This window comes from Pigmentiphaga kullae (genome assembly GCF_004216695.1).
GTDB lineage: Bacteria > Pseudomonadota > Gammaproteobacteria > Burkholderiales > Burkholderiaceae_B > Pigmentiphaga > Pigmentiphaga kullae.
Genome location: NZ_SGXC01000002.1, coordinates 1,627,138 through 1,645,259, shown reverse-complemented (window position 1 = coordinate 1,645,259; position 18,122 = coordinate 1,627,138). Strand labels below are relative to the sequence as shown.

16 protein-coding genes are annotated in these 18,122 nt (G+C 65.6%); 9 read left to right on the top strand and 7 right to left on the bottom strand.

Annotation, left to right across the window (positions count from 1 at the left end; all coding sequences use genetic code 11):
* Positions 1-28 precede the first annotated feature (28 nt).
* Entirely contained in the window at positions 29-1,003 is a 975-nt protein-coding gene (locus tag EV675_RS22080) for a quinone oxidoreductase family protein (protein WP_130359819.1), read from the top strand.
* Positions 1,004-1,019: 16 nt separating this feature from the next.
* Positions 1,020-1,919: a lipid A hydroxylase LpxO gene (gene lpxO, locus EV675_RS22075; RefSeq protein ID WP_130359817.1), complete on the top strand. Its 900-nt coding sequence runs from the start codon at positions 1,020-1,022 to the stop codon at positions 1,917-1,919.
* A gap of 6 nt (positions 1,920-1,925) precedes the next feature.
* Here lpxO and EV675_RS22070 read toward each other — a convergent pair whose 3' ends face one another.
* Together EV675_RS22070 and EV675_RS22065 are read right to left on the bottom strand one after the other, a co-directional pair.
* Positions 1,926-3,128: an MFS transporter gene (locus EV675_RS22070; protein ID WP_130359815.1), complete on the bottom strand. Its 1,203-nt coding sequence runs from the start codon at positions 3,126-3,128 to the stop codon at positions 1,926-1,928.
* Positions 3,129-3,131: 3 nt separating this feature from the next.
* On the bottom strand, positions 3,132-3,860 hold the full coding sequence (locus tag EV675_RS22065) for a GntR family transcriptional regulator (RefSeq protein ID WP_130359813.1): 729 nt from the start codon (positions 3,858-3,860) through the stop codon (positions 3,132-3,134).
* Between the two features lie 313 nt (positions 3,861-4,173).
* Here EV675_RS22065 and EV675_RS22060 point away from each other — a divergent pair, with 313 nt between their 5' ends.
* Positions 4,174-5,478 carry an aromatic ring-hydroxylating dioxygenase subunit alpha gene (locus EV675_RS22060; protein ID WP_130359811.1) on the top strand — a complete coding sequence of 435 codons (1,305 nt, stop codon included), beginning with the start codon at positions 4,174-4,176 and terminating at the stop codon, positions 5,476-5,478.
* 8 nt (positions 5,479-5,486) lie between these two features.
* On the top strand, positions 5,487-6,932 hold the full coding sequence (locus EV675_RS22055; RefSeq protein WP_130359809.1) for a glutamine synthetase family protein: 1,446 nt from the start codon (positions 5,487-5,489) through the stop codon (positions 6,930-6,932).
* 33 nt (positions 6,933-6,965) lie between these two features.
* Here EV675_RS22055 and EV675_RS22050 read toward each other — a convergent pair whose 3' ends face one another.
* Together EV675_RS22050 and pepN are read right to left on the bottom strand one after the other, a co-directional pair.
* Complete coding sequence (locus EV675_RS22050) at positions 6,966-7,979, bottom strand: class 1 fructose-bisphosphatase (RefSeq protein ID WP_130359807.1); 1,014 nt, start codon at positions 7,977-7,979, stop codon at positions 6,966-6,968.
* Positions 7,976-10,672 (bottom strand): aminopeptidase N, encoded by a 2,697-nt coding sequence (pepN, locus tag EV675_RS22045; RefSeq protein ID WP_130359805.1) that lies wholly within the window; start codon positions 10,670-10,672, stop codon positions 7,976-7,978. Before pepN ends, EV675_RS22050 begins: the two co-directional genes overlap by 4 nt.
* A gap of 143 nt (positions 10,673-10,815) precedes the next feature.
* On the opposite strand from pepN, the gene EV675_RS22040 reads away from it, so the two are divergent.
* On the top strand, positions 10,816-11,499 hold the full coding sequence (locus tag EV675_RS22040) for a DUF4136 domain-containing protein (protein ID WP_130359803.1): 684 nt from the start codon (positions 10,816-10,818) through the stop codon (positions 11,497-11,499).
* A gap of 15 nt (positions 11,500-11,514) precedes the next feature.
* Here the strand turns inward: EV675_RS22040 and EV675_RS22035 are convergent, their stop codons facing one another.
* Complete coding sequence (locus tag EV675_RS22035) at positions 11,515-12,153, bottom strand: TetR family transcriptional regulator (RefSeq protein WP_165404707.1); 639 nt, start codon at positions 12,151-12,153, stop codon at positions 11,515-11,517.
* Between the two features lie 170 nt (positions 12,154-12,323).
* Between EV675_RS22035 and EV675_RS22030 the strand changes: the two genes are divergently transcribed.
* A complete protein-coding gene (locus tag EV675_RS22030) occupies positions 12,324-12,668 on the top strand; it encodes a DMT family protein (RefSeq protein WP_130359799.1) in 345 nt (114 codons plus the stop codon).
* A gap of 129 nt (positions 12,669-12,797) precedes the next feature.
* Here EV675_RS22030 and EV675_RS22025 read toward each other — a convergent pair whose 3' ends face one another.
* Positions 12,798-13,154: an H-NS histone family protein gene (locus EV675_RS22025; RefSeq protein WP_130359797.1), complete on the bottom strand. Its 357-nt coding sequence runs from the start codon at positions 13,152-13,154 to the stop codon at positions 12,798-12,800.
* Between the two features lie 262 nt (positions 13,155-13,416).
* Between EV675_RS22025 and EV675_RS22020 the strand changes: the two genes are divergently transcribed.
* Positions 13,417-13,959: a YaeQ family protein gene (locus tag EV675_RS22020; protein ID WP_130359795.1), complete on the top strand. Its 543-nt coding sequence runs from the start codon at positions 13,417-13,419 to the stop codon at positions 13,957-13,959.
* Between the two features lie 193 nt (positions 13,960-14,152).
* Positions 14,153-15,406: a class I SAM-dependent methyltransferase gene (locus EV675_RS22015; protein WP_130359793.1), complete on the top strand. Its 1,254-nt coding sequence runs from the start codon at positions 14,153-14,155 to the stop codon at positions 15,404-15,406.
* A 76-nt stretch (positions 15,407-15,482) separates the two neighbouring features.
* Here the strand turns inward: EV675_RS22015 and ypfJ are convergent, their stop codons facing one another.
* Positions 15,483-16,334: a KPN_02809 family neutral zinc metallopeptidase gene (gene ypfJ / locus EV675_RS22010; protein ID WP_130359791.1), complete on the bottom strand. Its 852-nt coding sequence runs from the start codon at positions 16,332-16,334 to the stop codon at positions 15,483-15,485.
* Between the two features lie 488 nt (positions 16,335-16,822).
* Between ypfJ and EV675_RS22005 the strand changes: the two genes are divergently transcribed.
* Positions 16,823-18,031: an efflux RND transporter periplasmic adaptor subunit gene (locus EV675_RS22005; RefSeq protein WP_130359789.1), complete on the top strand. Its 1,209-nt coding sequence runs from the start codon at positions 16,823-16,825 to the stop codon at positions 18,029-18,031.
* The last annotated feature ends 91 nt before the right edge of the window (positions 18,032-18,122 follow it).

The window sequence follows — 18,122 nt, the reverse complement described above, 5'->3', positions numbered from 1 at the left end:
TGACCATTGCCCACCAAGGAGATTCCAGATGTCCAAGGCGATACGAATCGAACAGCACGGCGGCCCCGAAGTGCTCAAGCTGGTTGACGTCGACGTGCCCGCTCCCGGCCCCGGCGAAGTCCGGATCCGGCAGCACGCCGTCGGCCTGAACTTCATCGACATCTATTTCCGTACCGGCCTGTATCCCACCCGGCTGCCCGCGGTGCTGGGGTTCGAGGCGGCCGGGGTGGTGGACGCGGTGGGGCCCAAGGTGCGGCACCTGAAGGTGGGCGACCGCGTGGCCTACGGGCAAAGCCCGCTGGGCGCCTATGCCGAAGTGCGCAACATGCCCGCTTTCCAGGTGGTCCGCATTCCGGACGGCGTCGGCTTCGACCAGGCCGCGGCCATCATGCTCAAGGGGCTGACGGTGCAATACCTGTTCCGCCAGACCTACCGCCTGCAGGGCAACGAGACCATCCTGTTCCACGCCGCGGCCGGCGGCGTCGGCCTGATCGCGTGCCAGTGGGCGAAGGCTTTGGGCGTAAAATTGATCGGTACGGTGTCCTCTCCGGAAAAGGCGGCGCTGGCCAAGGCCAATGGCGCGTGGCAGGTTATCGACTACAGCCGCGAGAACGTCGCCGAGCGCGTGCTCGAACTGACCAAGGGCAAGAAGGTGCCGGTGGTGTACGACGGCGTGGGCAAGGACACCTGGGAAACGTCGCTCGACTGCCTGCAGCAGCGGGGCCTGATGGTCAGCTTCGGCAACGCGTCCGGCGCGGTCACCGGGGTCAACCTGGGCATCCTGGCGCAGAAGGGCTCGTTGTTCGTGACGCGGCCCACCGTGGCGCATCACGTGGACACCCTGGAAAAAATGCAGGCGGCGGCGGCCGACCTGTTCGAACTGGTCGTGGCGGGCAAGATCAAGCCGCGCATCGAGCAGCGCTTCAGGCTCGAGGACATCGCCCGGGCCCACGAGTCGCTGGCCGCCCGCAAGACCACCGGCTCCACCGTACTCGAGGTGTAGGGGGATAGGACTGAACATGAAATGGATCATCGTCGCACTGTACCTGGGCGCCATCGGCTACGTGCACTTCCGGGGCAAGGTCCGGCTGCGCTTCTTCAGGCAGTTGTTCGACCACTCCTCGATCGTGGCGCCCGTGAACGCGTTCATGTACCTGTTTTCCCGGGTTCCCGCCGCGCCGTACATCCCGGTGCGGCAACTGCCGGCGCTGCAGGCGCTGGACGACAACTGGGAAATCATCCGCGACGAGGCGGTACAGCTGCGCGACGCGCAGCGCATACGCGCGGCGGAAAAGAACAATGACGCGGGCTTCAACTCCTTCTTCAAGTCGGGCTGGAAACGGTTCTACCTGAAGTGGTACGAGGCCCAGCATCCGTCCGCGCACGAATACTGCCCCCGCACGGTCGAGATCCTGCGCGGCATTCCCGAGGTCAAGGCGGCCATGTTCGCCGAGCTGCCGCCCGGGGCGAAGCTAAACCCCCACCGCGATCCGTTCGCCGGCTCGCTGCGCTACCACCTGGGGCTGGAGACGCCCAACGACGACCGCTGCTTCATCGAGGTGGACGGCGAGCGCTACAGCTGGCGCGACGGGCAGAGCGTGGTGTTCGACGAAACCTTCATCCACTGGGCCGAGAACGGGACCGACCGCGATCGCATCATCCTGTTCTGCGACGTCGAGCGTCCGCTGCGCTACCGCTGGGCGCAGGCCTTCAACAAGTGGATGGGGCGCAAGGTCATGACCGCCGCCAGTTCCCCCAATGAAGAGGGCGACAAGACGGGCCTGATCAACAAGCTGTTCTATGTCGTGTGGGTGGCCGGGCAGTATCGCCGCAAGCTCAAGAACTGGAACCGCACGGTCTATCGGCTGACCAAGGCGGCCCTGATCATCGGCGTGGTCGCGCTGATCATCTACATCTGACGTTTTTCACAGGCCCCGGGCGCGGGCGAATATGCCCAGGCCCAGGCCGATCGTGGCGCACAGCGCCATCAGCGGCAGGGCATGGGACCAGTCCGGCACCGTGCCGGACAGCGTGACGGCCCAGGTAACCAGCGGGGCGGCGGCGAACTGCCCCAGGTTGGAGCCTTGCAGGAACAGCCCCTGCAGGCTGGCGATCTGGTCGGGGCTCCTGGCCAGGCGCGGCGAGGCCGACAGGGTGGCGGCCGGCAGGGTCCCGCCGATCAGGTTCAGGCTCAGGCAGGCCCCGAAGCGCACGGCGTCGGGCAGCCAGTCCGAGAAAATCGCGCAGGCGGACAGGCCGACGACGACATGCGCCGTCATGATCAGCGAACTGCCGCGCAGGCCGCGTTGCAGCAGCGAGGCGCCCAGCACCGAGCCGCCGGCGTTGAAGAAGATCACGACGGCGGTCAGCAGGGAAGCCGTGCGCAGCGACAATCCGCGTTCCTGGATGGCCCAGGTCGGCAGGAAGGTCATGACCGTGAAGAACTGGATGGCGTAGAACGTGAACGACAGCGCCAGCACCCAGGGTACGATCTGGCGCAGCCCGCCCGTCAGCTTGCGCCAGTCCAGCGAGCGCGCCGCCGGCCTGGGATGGGCGTAGCGCGAGCGCCAGAGCCCCATCCAGACCGCGCACACGGCCGTCACGCCGGCGATCAGCGTCCAAAGCAGGCGCCACCGGCCGTCCTCGAGCAGCAGCGGCGCCGTCAGCAAGGCGAGGCTGATGCCCAGCGGCATGTAGGCCGACCACAGGGCCAGCACCAGGCGGGTCTGGTGCGGCGCGCTCAGCGCCGTCAGCATCGCGGGTACCGACACGACGATGGCGATCTGCCCGGTGCCTTCCAGGATGCGGCTGGCCAGCAGCAGGGCGTAGCTGTCGGACGCCGCGCCCATCAGGCCCCCCGTCACCAGCGCGCACAGCCCGGCCAGGGTGAAGCGCCAGGCGCCCACGCGCCCGGAGAGGAGCCCCATGCCGGCCGCGCACAGGGTGGCGATGGTGCTGAACAGGGAGACGACCCAGCCCACTTCGCGCAGGTTCAGGCCCAGATCCTGTTGCAGCAGCGGCAGCGCGGGCGGCATCTTGCCCACGCACAGCGCGACCAGGATGCCGCAGGTCACGCCCAGGGCGACGCCGGGCCAGTCGGTATGTTGCGGTCGTCCGTCGGCGGCCATGCGTCAGGCCTTGCCCAGCACGATCTTCATGGCGGGCAGCAGCTGGGCGGCGGTTTCCGGGCGCTCGAGCGCGTATTCCAGGTTCATTTGCGCGACGTCCACGTGTTCTTCGGCCAGCGCCTGGGCGCGGGCGCCTTCGCCTTTTTCCATGGCCTGCACCAGCCGGTGGTGTTGCAGGTGGGCGTAGACCATCCACTTCTGCCGTTCGTCGCCGGTGTTTTGCATGGGCAGCATGGTGCTGGGCGACGCGAAGGGCAGGCGGTTGTTCATTTCTATGGCGCGCGCCAGCGCGAAGTTGCCGGCGGCGTCGATGACCAGCTTGTGGAAGCGATCGTTCATCTCCCCGTACAGGGCATAGTCGTCGTAGGTCATCTCGGCCTTGTTGACGGCGCGGTCGCCGTCCTGCAGGCAGGCCCGCAGATCCAGCGACAACTGGCGCGAGACGCCGTGTTCGGCCACCAGGCGGGCGGCCATGCCTTCCAGGTGCCCGCGCACCGCGATGGCGTCATGGATCTCGCGCGGAGTGAAGCGCCGCATCATGTAGCCGTTGGTGGGCGAGGGTTCGATCAGTCCTTCCTGTTCCAGGGCGGCCAGCGCCAGGCGGATGGGCGTGCGCGAGACGCCCAGCTTCTCGGCCAGCGGAATCTCGGCCAGGCGCTCGCCGGGCGTGAATTCCCCTTTCAGTATCAGGTCCCGCAGTTGCACCAATACGCGCGTCTGTTGCGATTCCAATGTCGCTCTCCTTTGCGAGTGCAGCGCATGCCCGTCCGTGGTGCGGCGCGATTCACTTGGCGCCTCATTGTATCGAATTGATAGGCTGGATCCAGTTTTGAGAAATCTGGCCATTTCCGGCTCTGTCGCCAATTGTCGATTTCACGGTTAGGGAAAACGATGTTATTTGTTAAGTGCATGAAAATAAAGAATTATTTTCATATTCATGGATTTTTCCATATCTTTTTCTGAAGATGGGAAAGGGCATGGGTTTACATCATTGGATCCATAGAATAGTATCTTGCATACATCGCACCACCCCAATGGAGTTCGTATGTCCCCTGAGCAGAATGAACGCATCACCCGTGTGGGGATGGGCACGCCGGCCGGCACCTTGCTGCGCCAGTACTGGCAGCCCGTCGCCCTGGTCGACGAACTGGAGGGCGACCGCCCCATCCGTCCCGTCAAGCTGATGGGGCAGGATTTCGTGTTGTTCCGCGACGAGGAAGGCCGCTACGGCCTGCTCGATCGCGACTGTCCGCACCGCGGCGCCGACCTGGCCTTCGGCCGCCTGGAGGACGGCGGGCTGCGCTGCCTGTTCCATGGCTGGCTGTTCGACGTCAGCGGCGCCTGTCTGGAGACGCCGGCCGAACCGGAAGGCAGCAAACTGCCCCAGCGCATCAAGCAGAAGTCCTATCCCGTGGTCGAGAAGAGCGGCCTTCTGTTCGCCTATATCGGCGAAGGCGAGGCCCCGGCGTTCCCGCACTTCGACTGCTTCGTCGCCCCGAACGAATACACCTTCGCCTTCAAGGGCTACCTCGATTGCAACTGGCTGCAGGCGCTGGAGGTCGGCATCGATCCCGCCCACGCCTCGTACCTGCACCGTTTCTTCGAGGATGGCGATACCGAGGCCAGCTACGGCAAGCAGTTCCGCGGCGCCTCGGCCGATTCCAACCTGCCCATCACCAAGGTGCTGCGCGAGTACGACCGCCCCGAGATCAAGGTCGACCCCGCCAACTACGGGCTGCGCCTGACCGCGCTGCGCCGGCTGGGCGACGAGCAGACCCACGTGCGCGTGACCAATCTCGTCTTCCCGCAGGCCTTCATCATCCCCATGAGCTCCGAGATGACGATCGCGCAATGGCATGTGCCGATCGATGACGAGAGCTGCTACTGGTACGCCATCTTCACCAGCTTCGGCCAGCCGGTGAACAAGCAGCAGATGCGCGACCAGCGCCTGGCGCTGTACGAACTGCCGGACTACATGCCGCGCGTGGGCCGTTTCAACAACTACGGCTACGATTCGAAAGAGCAGGCGACGCAGACCTATACCGGGATGGGGCACGACATCAACGTGCACGACCAGTGGGCCGTCGAATCGCAGGGCAGGATCCAGGACCGCACCCGCGAGCACCTGGGGTCCACCGACAAGGGCATCGTCGCCTATCGCCGCCTGCTGCTCGAGGCCATCGACCAGGCCGGGCGCGGCGAGAAAGCCCTGATGATGATCGACGAGTCGAAGGCGGGCGAATTCACCGGTCCGCCTTCCATCGACGGCATCGGCCCGGACGATACCTGGAGCGATTACTGGAAGGTCGCGGACGAGAAGCGCCGCAAGAGTTCCGAGTGGGCGGCGTAGGAGGCGGCATGTCTTTCGTTGATCGGTTCGGCCTGTGGTCCGAGGCCCAGCAGCAGGCCGCGCGCGACGTCATCGCCGCCCTGGAGGGCGGCAAGCTGGACGTGGTGCGCTTTTCCTTCCCCGACCAGCACGGGATCCTGCGCGGCAAGACGCTGGTGGCCCAGGAAGCGGTGCGCGCGCTCAAGAGCGGCGTCACCATCACCACCACCATGTACGCCAAGGATACGTCGCACCGGACGGTGTTCCCGGTGTTCACCTCCGGAGGCGGCTTCAGCCGCCCCGAGATGCAGGGGGCGGCCGACGTCCTGATGGTGGCCGACCCCACCACGTTCAAGGTGCTGCCCTGGGCGCCCAATACCGGCTGGCTGCTGTGCGATACGTATTTCCAGAGCGGCGTGCCCGTTCCGTTCGATACCCGCCAGTTGTTCCGCAAGACGCTGGCGAGCCTGAACGAAGCGGGGTACGGCCTGATCACGGGGCTGGAGGTCGAGTGCCACGTCTTCAAGGTGGCGCAGCATCACATGCGCCCCGAAGACGCGGGCCAGCCCGGCCAGCCCGGCGTGCCTCCGGACGTCGAGCTGATGTCGCACGGCTATCAGTACCTGACCGAGCTGCGCTATGACGCGGTCGATCCGGTCATGGAACTGGTGCGCAAGACGGCGCAGCAACTGGACCTGCCGCTGCGTTCGCTGGAGGTGGAATTCGGTCCCAGCCAGTTCGAGTTCACCTTCGCGCCGGGCGATGCGCTGAAGACGGCCGACGACATGATCCTGTTCCGCAACGCGGTCAAGCAGGTGTGCCGCCGCGAAGGTTTCCACGCCACCTTCATGTGCCGCCCGCGCATTCCGAACGTGGTGTCCAGCGGCTGGCACCTGCATCAATCCCTGCGCCGCCTGGCCGACGGCAGCAATGCCTTCGTGCCCACCGAGGCGGGCCAGGACCTCTCGCCGGTGGGGCGCCACTACCTGGGCGGGCTGCTCGCCCACGCCTGCGGCGCCACCGCGCTGTCCACGCCGACCCTGAATGGCTATAAGCGCTATCGGCCGTATTCGCTCGCGCCCGATCGGGCGATCTGGGGGCGGGACAATCGGGGCGTGATGCTGCGCGTGCTGGGCGGCGTGGGTGACTCCGCGACCCGCATCGAGAACCGGGTGGGCGAGCCGGCGGCGAATCCCTACCTGTATTTCGCCTCGCAGGTGTTGTCGGGCATGGACGGCATCGCCCGCGCCATCGATCCCGGGCCGTCGGCCGACGCGCCCTACGAAACCCAGGCCGCCAGCCTGCCGCATACGCTGACCGAAGCGCTGGGCTGCCTGCGCGACGATCCGGTGCTGCGGGAAGGCCTGGGGACCGGCTTCGTGGATTACTTCTGCCACATCAAGGAAGCCGAGATCGCCCGCTTCAATCTCGAAGTGAGCGAGTGGGAACAGCGCGAGTACTTCGAGCTGTTCTGAACTCCCTGCGCGCGAGGCGCGCAGGGAGCTTCCTCAACCCGCCTCGTGATGATATTGGGTGACGAGGTCGACTTCGTTCTTCGAGCCCAGGATCACGCTGACGCGTTCGTGCAGCGCGGCGGGCTCGATGTCCAGGATGCGCTGCAGGCCGTTGGTCGAGGCGCCGCCGGCCTGTTCCACCAGCATGCTCATCGGGTTGGCTTCGTACATCAGGCGCAGCTTGCCGGGCTTGGTCGGTTCGCGCGCGTCCCACGGGTACATGAAGATGCCGCCGCGGTTCAGGATGCGATGCACGTCGGCCACCATGGAGGCGATCCAGCGCATGTTGAAGTCCTTGCCGCGCGGGCCGGTCTTGCCGGCCAGGCATTCCTCGACGTAGCGGCGCACGGGCGGAGCCCAGTGGCGCATGTTGGACATGTTGATCGCGAATTCCTTGGTGTCGGCCGGAATGCGGATGTTCTCCTGGGTCAGCACCCACGAACCGAGCTCGCGGTCCAGGGTGAAGCCGAACACGCCGGTGCCCACGGTCAGGATCAGCATGGTCTGCGGACCGTACAGCGCGTAGCCCGCCACCACCTGCTGCGTGCCCGGCTGCAGGAAGTCCTGTTCGGTGATCTCGCGGCCTCGCGCCTCGGCGGGTGCGCGCAGCACCGAGAAGATCGTGCCGATGGACACGTTCACGTCGATGTTGCTGGAGCCGTCCAGCGGGTCGAACAGCAGCAGGTATTCGCCCTTGGGGTAGTGGGTGGGAATGAGGTGGACGGTTTCCATTTCCTCGGAAGCCATGGCCGCCAGCTGGCCGCCCCATTCGTTGGCTTCCAGCAGGATCTCGTTGGACAGCACGTCCAGTTTCTTCTGCACTTCGCCCTGGACGTTCTCGGACTCCAGGCTGCCGAGCACGCCGCCCAGCGCGCCCTTGCCGACCGCGTGGCCGATGGCCTTGCAGGCGCGGGCGACGATTTCGATCAGCAGGCGGACTTCGGCGGGCAGGGCGGCGGATCCGCGCTGCTGCTCGATCAGGAATTGGGTGAGCGTCTTGCGCTTCATGCGGCGATCTCCAGGGCTTTAGAAACGATTTCGGTAACGTTGCGCGACAGGCCGGGGTGGCTGCGCACCTGTTGCAGGACCTGCCGCATCGGCTCGCTCAGCTCGGGCACGTAGCGGACCCAGCGGTCCAGCGCGCGGGCCAGGCGGGCGGCGATTTCGGGGTTGAGGGCGTCCAGCGCCAGGACCTGGCTGGCCCAGTAGCGGTAGCCGCTGCCGTCGGCGCGGTGAAAGCCATAGGGGTTGTTCAGGCAGAACTGGAAGACCAGCGAGCGGGCGCGGTTGGGGTTGCGCAGCGAGAACGCGGGATGGGTCATCAGGCCTTCCACGGTCTGTACCGTGGTGCCGCGGGCCGTTGCCTGCAGGGTGAACCATTTGTCCACCACCAGCGGATCGTCCTGCCAGCGCTCGTAGAAATCGGCCAGCACCCGCGCGGAGGCATCGGCCGCGCCGAAGTTGACCAGCGACGACAGCGCCGACAACCGGTCCGTCATGTTGCGCGCCGTGTCGTACTGGCCCAGCGCCTGTTCCGTCGCGCCGTCCACGCGGCCGGCCATCAGCGTGGCCAGCGCGAGGTTCTTCAGCGCGCGCTTGCCCGCGCTGATGGGGTCGGGCGAGTAGTCGCCCGGCGTCTGGTTGGCCTGGACCGCGGCGCGCCAGTCGTCCGCCAGCGCGCGGCCGAGCGCGCCCAGCGTTTCGTCACGCACCGCGGCCAGCGCCACCGGGTCGACCTTGGCCATGTGTTCGGCCAGCGTCTTTTCCGACGGCAGCGTCAGGGCGCGGGCGCGGTAGGCGGCATCCAGCCCCGGCGCGGTCAGCACCGAGCGCCAGGCTTCGATGAAGTCGCGGTGCAGCGCGAAGGGCCTGCCTTCCTGCCGTTCCCGGGTGGCGGCCAGTATGACGCGGGTGGCCAGTTGCTGTCCGGCTTCCCAGCGGGCGAAGGCATTGCCGTCGTGCCGCATCAGCAGCGCCAGCTCGTGGTCGGTGTAGTCGTACTCGACGATGACCGGCGCGGAGAAGTCGCGCAACAGCGAGGGCACGGGCCTGGCGTCGATGTTCTCGAAGGTCCATTGCGCGTGTTCGGTGGTCAGTTCGAGCAGTGCGGTGTCGCGCACCTCGTGGCCGTCCGCCTGTTTCAGCGGCAGGGGGCGGCCCTGCGCGTCGAGCAGGCCGATGGCGAAGGGGATGTGGAAGGGCTGCTTGGCCGGCGCGCCCGGCAGGCGTTCCACGCCGACCGGTTCGCAGCGCTGGGCCAGCGTGACGGTGCAGCGCCGCGTGGCGGCGTCGTGTTCGATCGTCACCCGCACCCGCGGCGTGCCGGCCTGGCTGTACCAGCGCCTGAACACGGACAGGTCGCGCCCGGGATGGTCCTGCGCGTACACCGATTCCATCGCCGCCACGAAATCGTCGCAGGTCACGGCCTGGCCATCGTGCCGGCGGAAGTACTCGGCCAGCCCGCGCGTGAATCCGGCCGGCGTCAGCAGCGTCTGCTGCATGCGGATGACTTCCGCGCCTTTCTCGTAGACGGTGGCGGTGTAGAAGTTGCCGATTTCCTGGTAGCTCTCGGGCCGGATGGGGTGGGCCATCGGGCCGGCATCCTCGGGGAACTGGGCCGCGCGCAGCGTCACGACGTCGTCGATGCGCTTGACCGTGCGCGCGCTGGCGGCCGCTTGCGCATCCAGCCCCTGCGCCATCATGTCGGCGGTGAATTCCTGGTCGCGGAAGACGGTCAGGCCTTCCTTCAGGCTGAGCTGGAACCAGTCGCGGCAGGTGACGCGGTTGCCGGTCCAGTTGTGGAAGTATTCGTGGCCGATCACCGCCTCGATGGCGCTGAAGTTGGCATCGGTGGCGCTTTCCGGGTCGGCCAGGACGTAGGCGGCGTTGAAGATGTTCAGGCCCTTGTTTTCCATGGCCCCCATGTTGAAGTCGCGCGCCGCCACGATCATGAAGCGGTCCAGGTCCAGTTCGAGCGAGAAGCGTCGCTCGTCCCAGCGCACCGCGCGTTCCAGCGACTCCAGCGCGTACTGCGTCTTGCCTTCGCTGCCCGGATCGCTGTAGACCTGCAGCAGCACCTCGCGGCCCGAGCGGGTGCGCATGCGCGACTCGCGCCAGGTCAGGGCGCCGGCCACCAGCGCGAACAGGTAGCAGGGCTTGGGAAACGGGTCTTCCCAATGGGCTTCGTGGCGGCCGTCGGCAAGGTCGGCCTGTTTGACCAGGTTGCCGTTGGACAGCAGTTGCGGGAAGCGCTTCTTGTCGGCCCGCAGCACCACCGAATACCGCGACATGACGTCGGGCCGGTCGGGGAACCAGGTGATGCGGCGAAAGCCCTCGGCCTCGCACTGGGTGAAGAAGACGCCGTTCGAGACGTAGAGCCCCATCAGCGCGGAATTGGCCTCGGGCCGGCAGCGCGAGACGATCTCGACCCGCGCCTGGGTGCCCAGGCCGTCCAGGGTCAGGGTGTCGCCGTCCACCTGGTAGCGCCCGGCCCAGTCGCGGCCGTCCACCTGGACCGAGACCAGTTCCAGGTCTTCGCCGTTCAGGACCAGCGGACCTTCGCCGGTGCGCCGCACCTCCAGCTGCGAACGGACCTGGGTGTCCGCGGGATCGAGGTCGAATTCCAGCCTGACCGTCGCGATGTCATACGGAAACGGAAGGTAATTCTGGCGTCTGATGGTGACGGGAGTATCGGTACGCATGATGGCGGGAAACGAGTGACGGCGCAGGGATGGGATTGTAGCGGGGTGAGGCGGGGCGCGTCGGCCGAGAACCGAAACACCTCGTGTCGGTCCAAGCGCCATAACGGTTAAATTACGATTCTTGCTGCGGACGCGAAAGCACCATGTCGATATCCAAATGTAATTCTTTCCTCCGACGGGGCGGCTGGACATGGGCCAGCCGCGTTGCCAAGGTCGCCGCGGTGGCCTTGCTCGCGGGTTGCGCGACCACGGTGCCGGCCCGCGTCACGACCTTCCAGCAATGGCCGGCCGATGCCGTGGGCGCCACCTGGAAATTCGATCCGTCCGCGGCGCAGCGGGACAGCCTGGAGTACCGCGAATACGCCGACATGATCCGCTCCGGCATCGGTCCCACCGGCATGGTCGAGGCCCGGGCGGGGCAGCCCGCCCGCTTCACGATCAACTTCTCGTACGGCGTCGAGCCGGTGCAGGTGCGCGTCGAACGCCCGGCCTACGATCCTTTCTACGGGCCGTGGGGACCCTGGGGTTATGGCTGGGGCGGATTCGGCTATCGTGGCCGCGGCGGCATGGGCTTCGCCTGGGGGCCGCCGTATCCGCCGACCTGGACGTCCACCACGGTGGACGCGTCCCGTGCCTCGCTGCGGGTGGAGATACGGGATGCCCGGCAGAACGGGCAGAAGGTCTACGAGTCCACGGCGGTAAGCACCGGCTCGGGCGACTCCATTCCGCAGGTGATGCCCTATCTGGTGCGGGCGATTTTCGATCGCTTTCCCGATACCAACGGGCAGGTCAGGGATGTGACCTACGAGGTGGAGCAGCGCAAGTAGCGCGCCGCCCGCCCGTCAGCCGGCCGGCGTTTCCGGCTGGCTGATCTTCAGCCCGGCCAGGAAATCGTCGATGACCCGGCCGCCCACTTCGGTGATGTCGAAATCGCCCGGTTCCAGCATCCAGTCCATGAACAGGCCGTGCATGATGGCGTGCAGGCCCAGGGCGGCGATCCGGGGATTGGTGTGTGGGGGCAACTGCCCCAGGGCAATGGCGCGGCGGAAGCCGTCTTCGTAGCGGCCCAGGGCGATCTTGCGGCTTTCGACATGGCGGCGGCGCATGTCCGCCGTTTCCGCCACATACTCGCACTTGAACAGCAGGATCTCGCAGACCCGCTGCGCGCTAGCGCCTTCGGAGATCAATTGCATGGCGCCGACGGCGCTGCGCCGCAGCTGGCTGAGCGGGTCGGGGGAGTTGACGTCGCAACTGCGTTCGAGCGCGTCCTCGATAGGCATCTTGACCCGCTGCAACATCGCGTCCAGCAGGTCCGTCTTGTTCTTGAAGTGCCAGTAGATCGCGCCGCGGGTTACATTGGCGGCCGCCGCGATATCTTGCAGCGACGTGTGCGAGACGCCTTGTTCGCTGAAGATCTGTTCGGCCGTTTCGAGTATGCGGGTGCGGGTTTCGAGCGCTTCCTCTTTCGTTTTGCGTACCATGGCCATGCCCAGCCGGTGGTGTCCGGCATCACCCTGGAGGGCCGCCGGACAAAGGTGTGTGAGTGAACGGGCTATCTGGGTAAGGTGCCCCCGATGCAGTGCTTATATACATGCATGAATGTATGTAAGCATGCCATGTTTTGGCTTGCTTGACTGTTGATGGAGGGGGCATGGCTGCCCAAATTCTGGGGTTCGTGGGGCTCCTGGCGTTATCCAATATGTTCATGACGTTCGCCTGGTACGGACACCTGCGCTATGCGCACGGCAGCCCCTGGTATCTCGCCTTGCTGGCGAGCTGGGGGCTCGCTTTTTTTGAATATGCAATCATGGTGCCCGCGAATCGCTACGGTTTCGATTTCCTTAGCGTAACGCAGATGAAGATATTGCAGGAGGTGGTGACCCTGACGGTGTTCGTGCCGTTCGCTCTGCTGTTCATGGACGAGCGGCTGCGGCTGAACCATTTATGGGCGGCGTGCTGCCTGGTCGGTGCGGTCTATTTCGCGTTCAAGAAATAATTTCACGACCGTAATAATCGAAGGCTTGAGTGTGTAAAGCTTTCCGAATGGTAACAATCAAAAAGGTGGTTTTACGATTGTGAGTCGTAAAACCACCTTTATAAAAGAACCCTGTCGGCCCGCGCCGTGTTACTGGGCGATGAGAAACTGATCGCGCGTCGCGCCGCCGGCTTCCGCCGCGACCAGCCAGCGGGGGGGCTTGCCGCGGCCGGTCCAGGTTTCGCCGGTTTCGGGGTGGCGGTACTTGGGGGCGACCTGCTTGGCGGGTTTTGCCGCGCTGGTCTTGGCGGCGGCGCCCGCCCGCTTGCGGGGGGCCACGCCCTTGGCCTGGGCGGCTTTCAGCTCGTCCAGCGTGATCGAGAATTCCTGCATCGAGCGAAGAATGGAGGCGATGACAGGCTGGCGTTGCTTCTGGCGAACGCTTTCCGCTTTTTCCTGAAGCTTGCGGATTTGGGCCTGCAGGGTTTGGTAGGTATCTTTAGCCATTTTTGTCCAGGTGGTTTTTTCAGGCGAAGGGCAGGGAAAATGCTCGATTTGGGGCGCGAGGATAACCAGCGCATTTTAGAATCGAATTTTCCAAACTGTGAAGCTCTAATTGAAAACGGATACATTTCCAAATGAATAGAGCGGAACGGGCGCTCGAAGTTCATTCGGAAACATCCTTAGGTAATTCCCCGGAACGCCGTGCGCCGGCCCGGTTCCGGTTTTTTAAGAGGAAAGGCCGCCGCGCGGGCGGCCGGTGAAAGACATGGCTCTACGTTCGGTGGTTTACAAGGCGGTGCTGCAAGTGGCGGACATGGACAGGGGTTACTACGCGGAGCATCCGCTGGTCATTGCCCGCCACCCCTCGGAGACCGATGAAAGAATGATGGTGCGGGTCCTGGCTTTCGCGCTGAATGCCGACGAAGATCTGGCGTTCGGCCGGGGCCTGTCGACCGACGATGAGCCGGATCTGTGGCGCAAGGATCTGACCGGCGCGGTGGATGTCTGGATAGAAGTAGGCCTGCCGGACGAGAAATGGTTGCGCAAGGCCTGCGCGCGGGCCGCGCGGGTGGTGCTTTATGCCTATGGGCGCACCGCCGACGCGTGGTGGCGCCAGAACCAGGACAAGCTGGCGCGGCTGGAGAATCTGCAGGTTTTCCGCCTGGCTCCCGACGATACCGCCGCGCTGGCACGGTTGGCGGAACGGAACATGCAGCTTCAATGCAACGTGCAGGAGGGACAGGCCTGGATGGGTAATGGCGGGCGAGACGCTACGTTGACGCCGGAAAGGCTGCATCCCTCATTATGAATAGGGTTTTTTGAACGTTCCGCGGGCCATGAACGTCCGCGCTTTTGGTGCTAGGATAAAAAAGCAAAGTGGTTACGAAGCTGGTCTACCGAATAGCGCCGACCTAGGGGAATCTTTGCCTGATGTGGGTTGCGCGCCGATAAAAAAACGCGTCTGTCGCGGTCCGACAGGTTGTGGAAACGGAAAACCCTACATGAATGCACTTTTTTCCCAGGCAGAACGTCAACTCTCCTCATTACCCGTTCCCGTTCAACTCATACTGCCCGACGGTACCCGGCTGGGGGCCGGCGATCCGAAGGTCGGGTTCACGCTCAAGACCCTGCGTTCCGTGTCCCATCTGGTCCGGGGCCGCATCGGCCAGTTGGGCGAGGACTATGTCGAGGGGCGGGTCGACATAACCGGCAACATGCGCGACCTGATGGCGGCGGCCGCCGCCATACTGACCGAATCGCCGGTCGACAATTCCCAGCCCGGCTGGCTCTCGGAACTGGGGCGCAAGGCGACGTCGGTCATGCGCCACACCATGGACCGCGATGCGAGGCAGATCCAGTTCCACTACGACCTGTCCGACGATTTCTACGGTCTGTGGCAGGATCCGCGCCGCGTCTATTCGTGCGCCTATTACCGTGATTCCGGCATGACGCTGGCCCAGGCCCAGGAGGCCAAGCTCGACCATATCTGCCGCAAGCTGCGGCTGCACGAGGGCGAGCGATTCCTGGACATCGGCGCGGGATGGGGCGGCCTGCTGCTGTGGGCGGCCGAAAACTACGGCGTCGACGCCACCGGCATTACCCTGTCCAAGAACCAGCATGCGCACGTGAACCGCCTGATCGAGGAAAAGGGGCTCCAGAACCGCGTCCGGATGATATTGCTGGATTACCGCCAGTTGGAGGAAACCCGGCCGTTCGACAAAATCGCATCGGTCGGGATGTTCGAGCATGTCGGGCGCGCCCAGTTGACCGGCTATTTCTCGAAAGTCCGCCGGCTCCTGCGTCCGGGTGGCCTGGTGATGAACCACGGCATCACGTCCGGCGGCACCTACAATGCCCAGCTCGGCAGCGGCATGGGCGATTTCATCGAGAAATACATATTCCCCGGCGGAGAGCTGGTGCACGTCAGCAAGGTCCTGGAGACGCTCAGCGATGGCGGGCTGGAAGCCGTCGACGTCGAGAATCTGCGGCCCCATTACGCGCGCACGCTGTGGGCCTGGAGCGACGGACTGGAGGAAAAGCTGGACGAGGCCTACCGGATATTGCCCGGCGAGCAGGGCGCCAAGTCCATCCGTGCCTACAGGCTGTATCTGGCCGGCTGTGCCATGGCGTTCGAGCAGGGCTGGATTTCGCTGAATCAGGTGCTGTGCCAGCGTCAGGGCGTGTTCGATGAAACCCAGCTCGACGAGCCCCCGGGCCAGGCCTATCCGTTCCGGCGGGACTACATCTATCGCTGATCCGCTATGCGGTCCGCAAGCAGCGGGCCCCGCTCAAGCGGGGCCCGCGCGTTTCGGCAAGGCGGGCGCGCGGCGATCAGAGCGACGCAGCGGAGAACGTATCGCAATTGCCGGGATTGCCGGTTTCCAGCCCGCGCTTGAACCAGCGCACGCGCTGCGCCGAAGTGCCGTGCGTGAAGGCGTCCGGCACCACGTAGCCCTGGGCTTCCTTCTGCAGGCGGTCGTCGCCGATGGCCGAGGCGGCGTTCAGGGCCGCCTCGACGTCGCCGGGTTCCAGGATCTGCCGGGCGCGATTGGCGTGATGGGCCCAGATGCCGGCGTAGCAGTCGGCCTGGAGTTCCATCCGTACCGACAACTGGTTGGCCTCGACCTGGCTGGAGCGCCGCTGCTGGCGGTTGACCTTGTCGGCCGTGCCCGTCAGGTTCTGGACATGGTGTCCGATCTCGTGGGCGATCACGTAGGCGCGGGCGAAGTCGCCGGGGGCGTTCAGGCGGCGCTGCATTTCCTCGAAAAAGCTCATGTCGAGGTAGACGCGGGCATCGCCGGGGCAGTAGAACGGCCCCATGGCCGCCTGGCCGGTGCCGCAGGCGGTGTTGGTGGCGCCCGAATACAAGACCAGCTTGGGGTCGGTGTAGCGGCTGCCGGACGCGGTGAAGATCTGGCTCCAGGTGTCCTCGGTGTCGGCCAGCACCTTCGAGACGAACTGGGCCTGTTTGTCGTCGGCCGGCGGGGGCCCGGACGTTTCCTGGACCGACTGGCCGGGGCCGGACGCCAGGTCCAGAACTACCGAGGGATCGACGCCGAAGTACATGGCGACCAGCGCCAGCACCACCGCGCCTATGCCCAGTGAACCGCGGCCCGCCAGGCGGGGGCCGCTGCCGCGCCGGTCTTCGATGTTGCTGCTTTCTCGGCCATTGTCCAGACGCATGGGGCTTCCTCTGTCGTTCGATGCGGTGCGGTGCGCGGGCGCACGGCCAGACTATAAACCCATCCGGTCCGGCGCGGCCGCGCGCCGGCAGGGCCGCAGAGGGGGCAGGGTGTTGTTTATGCCGCAACGATGGTGGAGCAAAATCGCAAAAGGCTCAGCAGTTGGCCGCAAAAGTGTGGGAGCATTTCCCCTCGGGAGCGCATGCCGCGCCGGGCGAGATGCAAGTCGGTAAAAGCCCTAGTCACGCCAGGGGTTAATGCCCACTTGACATATTCTGGCGCTCAACTGACGAAACAAAAAAATTCGTTCTTTTTATACAAACATCCATGAATGTTTGTATAATCGCCTGCTTCACGATGTCCGCAATGTCTTCCCGTCCGCACCCGGCGCGCGCCAGGCCGCCGGACGCGCAAGGCTTTCGTCATCCCGGGATTTCGACTACGTTTCGGCTTCATCCGTGCCGAGACGTCTATGCCTAGAGGAATGCTATGCAACGCAAAAGACGCTCACCTTATCTGCTAGGCGCGGTATCGCTGGCGACCCTGCTCGCGCTGTCGGCTTGCGGCAAAGGAAACGGTGGCGCGCAGCAGGGCGCGGGGGCGCCTCCTCCGATGGAGATCGGCACCGTCACCATCACCCCGACCAAGGAAGTCATCGTCAACGAATTGCCGGGGCGCCTGGAAGCGACCCGCATCGCCGAGGTCCGGGCGCGCGTGGCGGGCATCGTGCTGCAGCGCGCCTTCCGTGAAGGCAGCGACGTCAAGGCGGGCCAACTGCTGTTCAAGATCGACCCGGCGCCTTTCCAGGCCGACTACAACAGCGCCAAGGCCAACCTCGAGCGCGACGAAGCCAACCTGTACCAGGCCCGCATGCTGGCCGAACGCTATGAGCCGCTGGTGAAGGCGAACGCGGTCAGCAAGCAGGAGTACGACAACGCCGTCGCTTCGTACAAGCAGGCGCAGGCGGCCGTGTCGGCCACCCGTGCCGCGCTGGACCGCGCCAAGCTCAGCCTGGACTACGCCACCGTCACGGCCCCGATTTCCGGCCGCATCGGCCGCGCGCTGGTCACGGAAGGCGCGCTGGTCGGCCAGGGCGAAGTCACGCCGCTGGCGGTCATCCAGCGCCTGGATCCGGTCTATGCCAATTTCACGCAGTCCGTGGCGCAGCTGAGCCAGCTGCGGGCGGCCTTCGACAGCGGCAAGATCAAGCAGGTCGCGCCGAACGAAGCGCGCGTGTCGCTGGTGCTGGACGATGGCTCGCGCTATCCGCTGACCGGCAAGCTGCTGTTCTCGGACGTCACGGTCGACCAGAGCACCGGCCAGGTCACGCTGCGCGCCGAGTTCCCGAACCCGAACAACGTCCTGCTGCCCGGGATGTACGTGCGGGTGCGGGTCGAGCAGGGCATCGACGAGGCGGCGCTGACCGTGCCGCAGCAGGCCGTGCAGCGCGGCGCCAACGGCGACGCGTCGGTCTATGTGGTCGGCGCCGAGAACAAGATCGAGCCGCGCCCGGTCAAGACCGGTGCCGCGGTGGGCGATCGCTGGATCGTCACCCAGGGTCTGAAGCCCAACGACGTGGTCGTCGTCGAAGGCTTCCAGAAGGTGCGTCCGGGCGCGCAGGTCAAGCCCGTCCCCTGGAAGCCCGCGGCCGAGCCCGCGCCGGCGCAGCCGGCTGGCCAGCAAGGCAGCAAGTCGTGATTGGTACCGTGCCCGGCGCGCAATCCGCCCCGGGTACGCGGGCCGGTGAAGACCGGTCCGGTCGAGACGCAGGCAGGGCGAACCCGGCTTC

Bases quoted from the DNA above. Each gene is read 5' to 3' on its own strand.
- EV675_RS22080 (WP_130359819.1), top strand. From the start codon at position 29: ATGTCCAAGGCGATACGAATCGAACAGCACGGCGGCCCCGAAGTGCTC.
- lpxO (WP_130359817.1), top strand. From the start codon at position 1,020: ATGAAATGGATCATCGTCGCACTGTACCTGGGCGCCATCGGCTACGTG.
- EV675_RS22070 (WP_130359815.1), bottom strand. From the start codon at position 3,128: ATGGCCGCCGACGGACGACCGCAACATACCGACTGGCCCGGCGTCGCC.
- EV675_RS22060 (WP_130359811.1), top strand. From the start codon at position 4,174: ATGTCCCCTGAGCAGAATGAACGCATCACCCGTGTGGGGATGGGCACG.
- EV675_RS22055 (WP_130359809.1), top strand. From the start codon at position 5,487: ATGTCTTTCGTTGATCGGTTCGGCCTGTGGTCCGAGGCCCAGCAGCAG.
- EV675_RS22050 (WP_130359807.1), bottom strand. From the start codon at position 7,979: ATGAAGCGCAAGACGCTCACCCAATTCCTGATCGAGCAGCAGCGCGGA.
- pepN (WP_130359805.1), bottom strand. From the start codon at position 10,672: ATGCGTACCGATACTCCCGTCACCATCAGACGCCAGAATTACCTTCCG.
- EV675_RS22040 (WP_130359803.1), top strand. From the start codon at position 10,816: ATGTCGATATCCAAATGTAATTCTTTCCTCCGACGGGGCGGCTGGACA.
- EV675_RS22035 (WP_165404707.1), bottom strand. From the start codon at position 12,153: ATGGTACGCAAAACGAAAGAGGAAGCGCTCGAAACCCGCACCCGCATA.
- EV675_RS22030 (WP_130359799.1), top strand. From the start codon at position 12,324: ATGGCTGCCCAAATTCTGGGGTTCGTGGGGCTCCTGGCGTTATCCAAT.
- EV675_RS22025 (WP_130359797.1), bottom strand. From the start codon at position 13,154: ATGGCTAAAGATACCTACCAAACCCTGCAGGCCCAAATCCGCAAGCTT.
- EV675_RS22020 (WP_130359795.1), top strand. From the start codon at position 13,417: ATGGCTCTACGTTCGGTGGTTTACAAGGCGGTGCTGCAAGTGGCGGAC.
- EV675_RS22015 (WP_130359793.1), top strand. From the start codon at position 14,153: ATGAATGCACTTTTTTCCCAGGCAGAACGTCAACTCTCCTCATTACCC.
- ypfJ (WP_130359791.1), bottom strand. From the start codon at position 16,334: ATGCGTCTGGACAATGGCCGAGAAAGCAGCAACATCGAAGACCGGCGC.
- EV675_RS22005 (WP_130359789.1), top strand. From the start codon at position 16,823: ATGCAACGCAAAAGACGCTCACCTTATCTGCTAGGCGCGGTATCGCTG.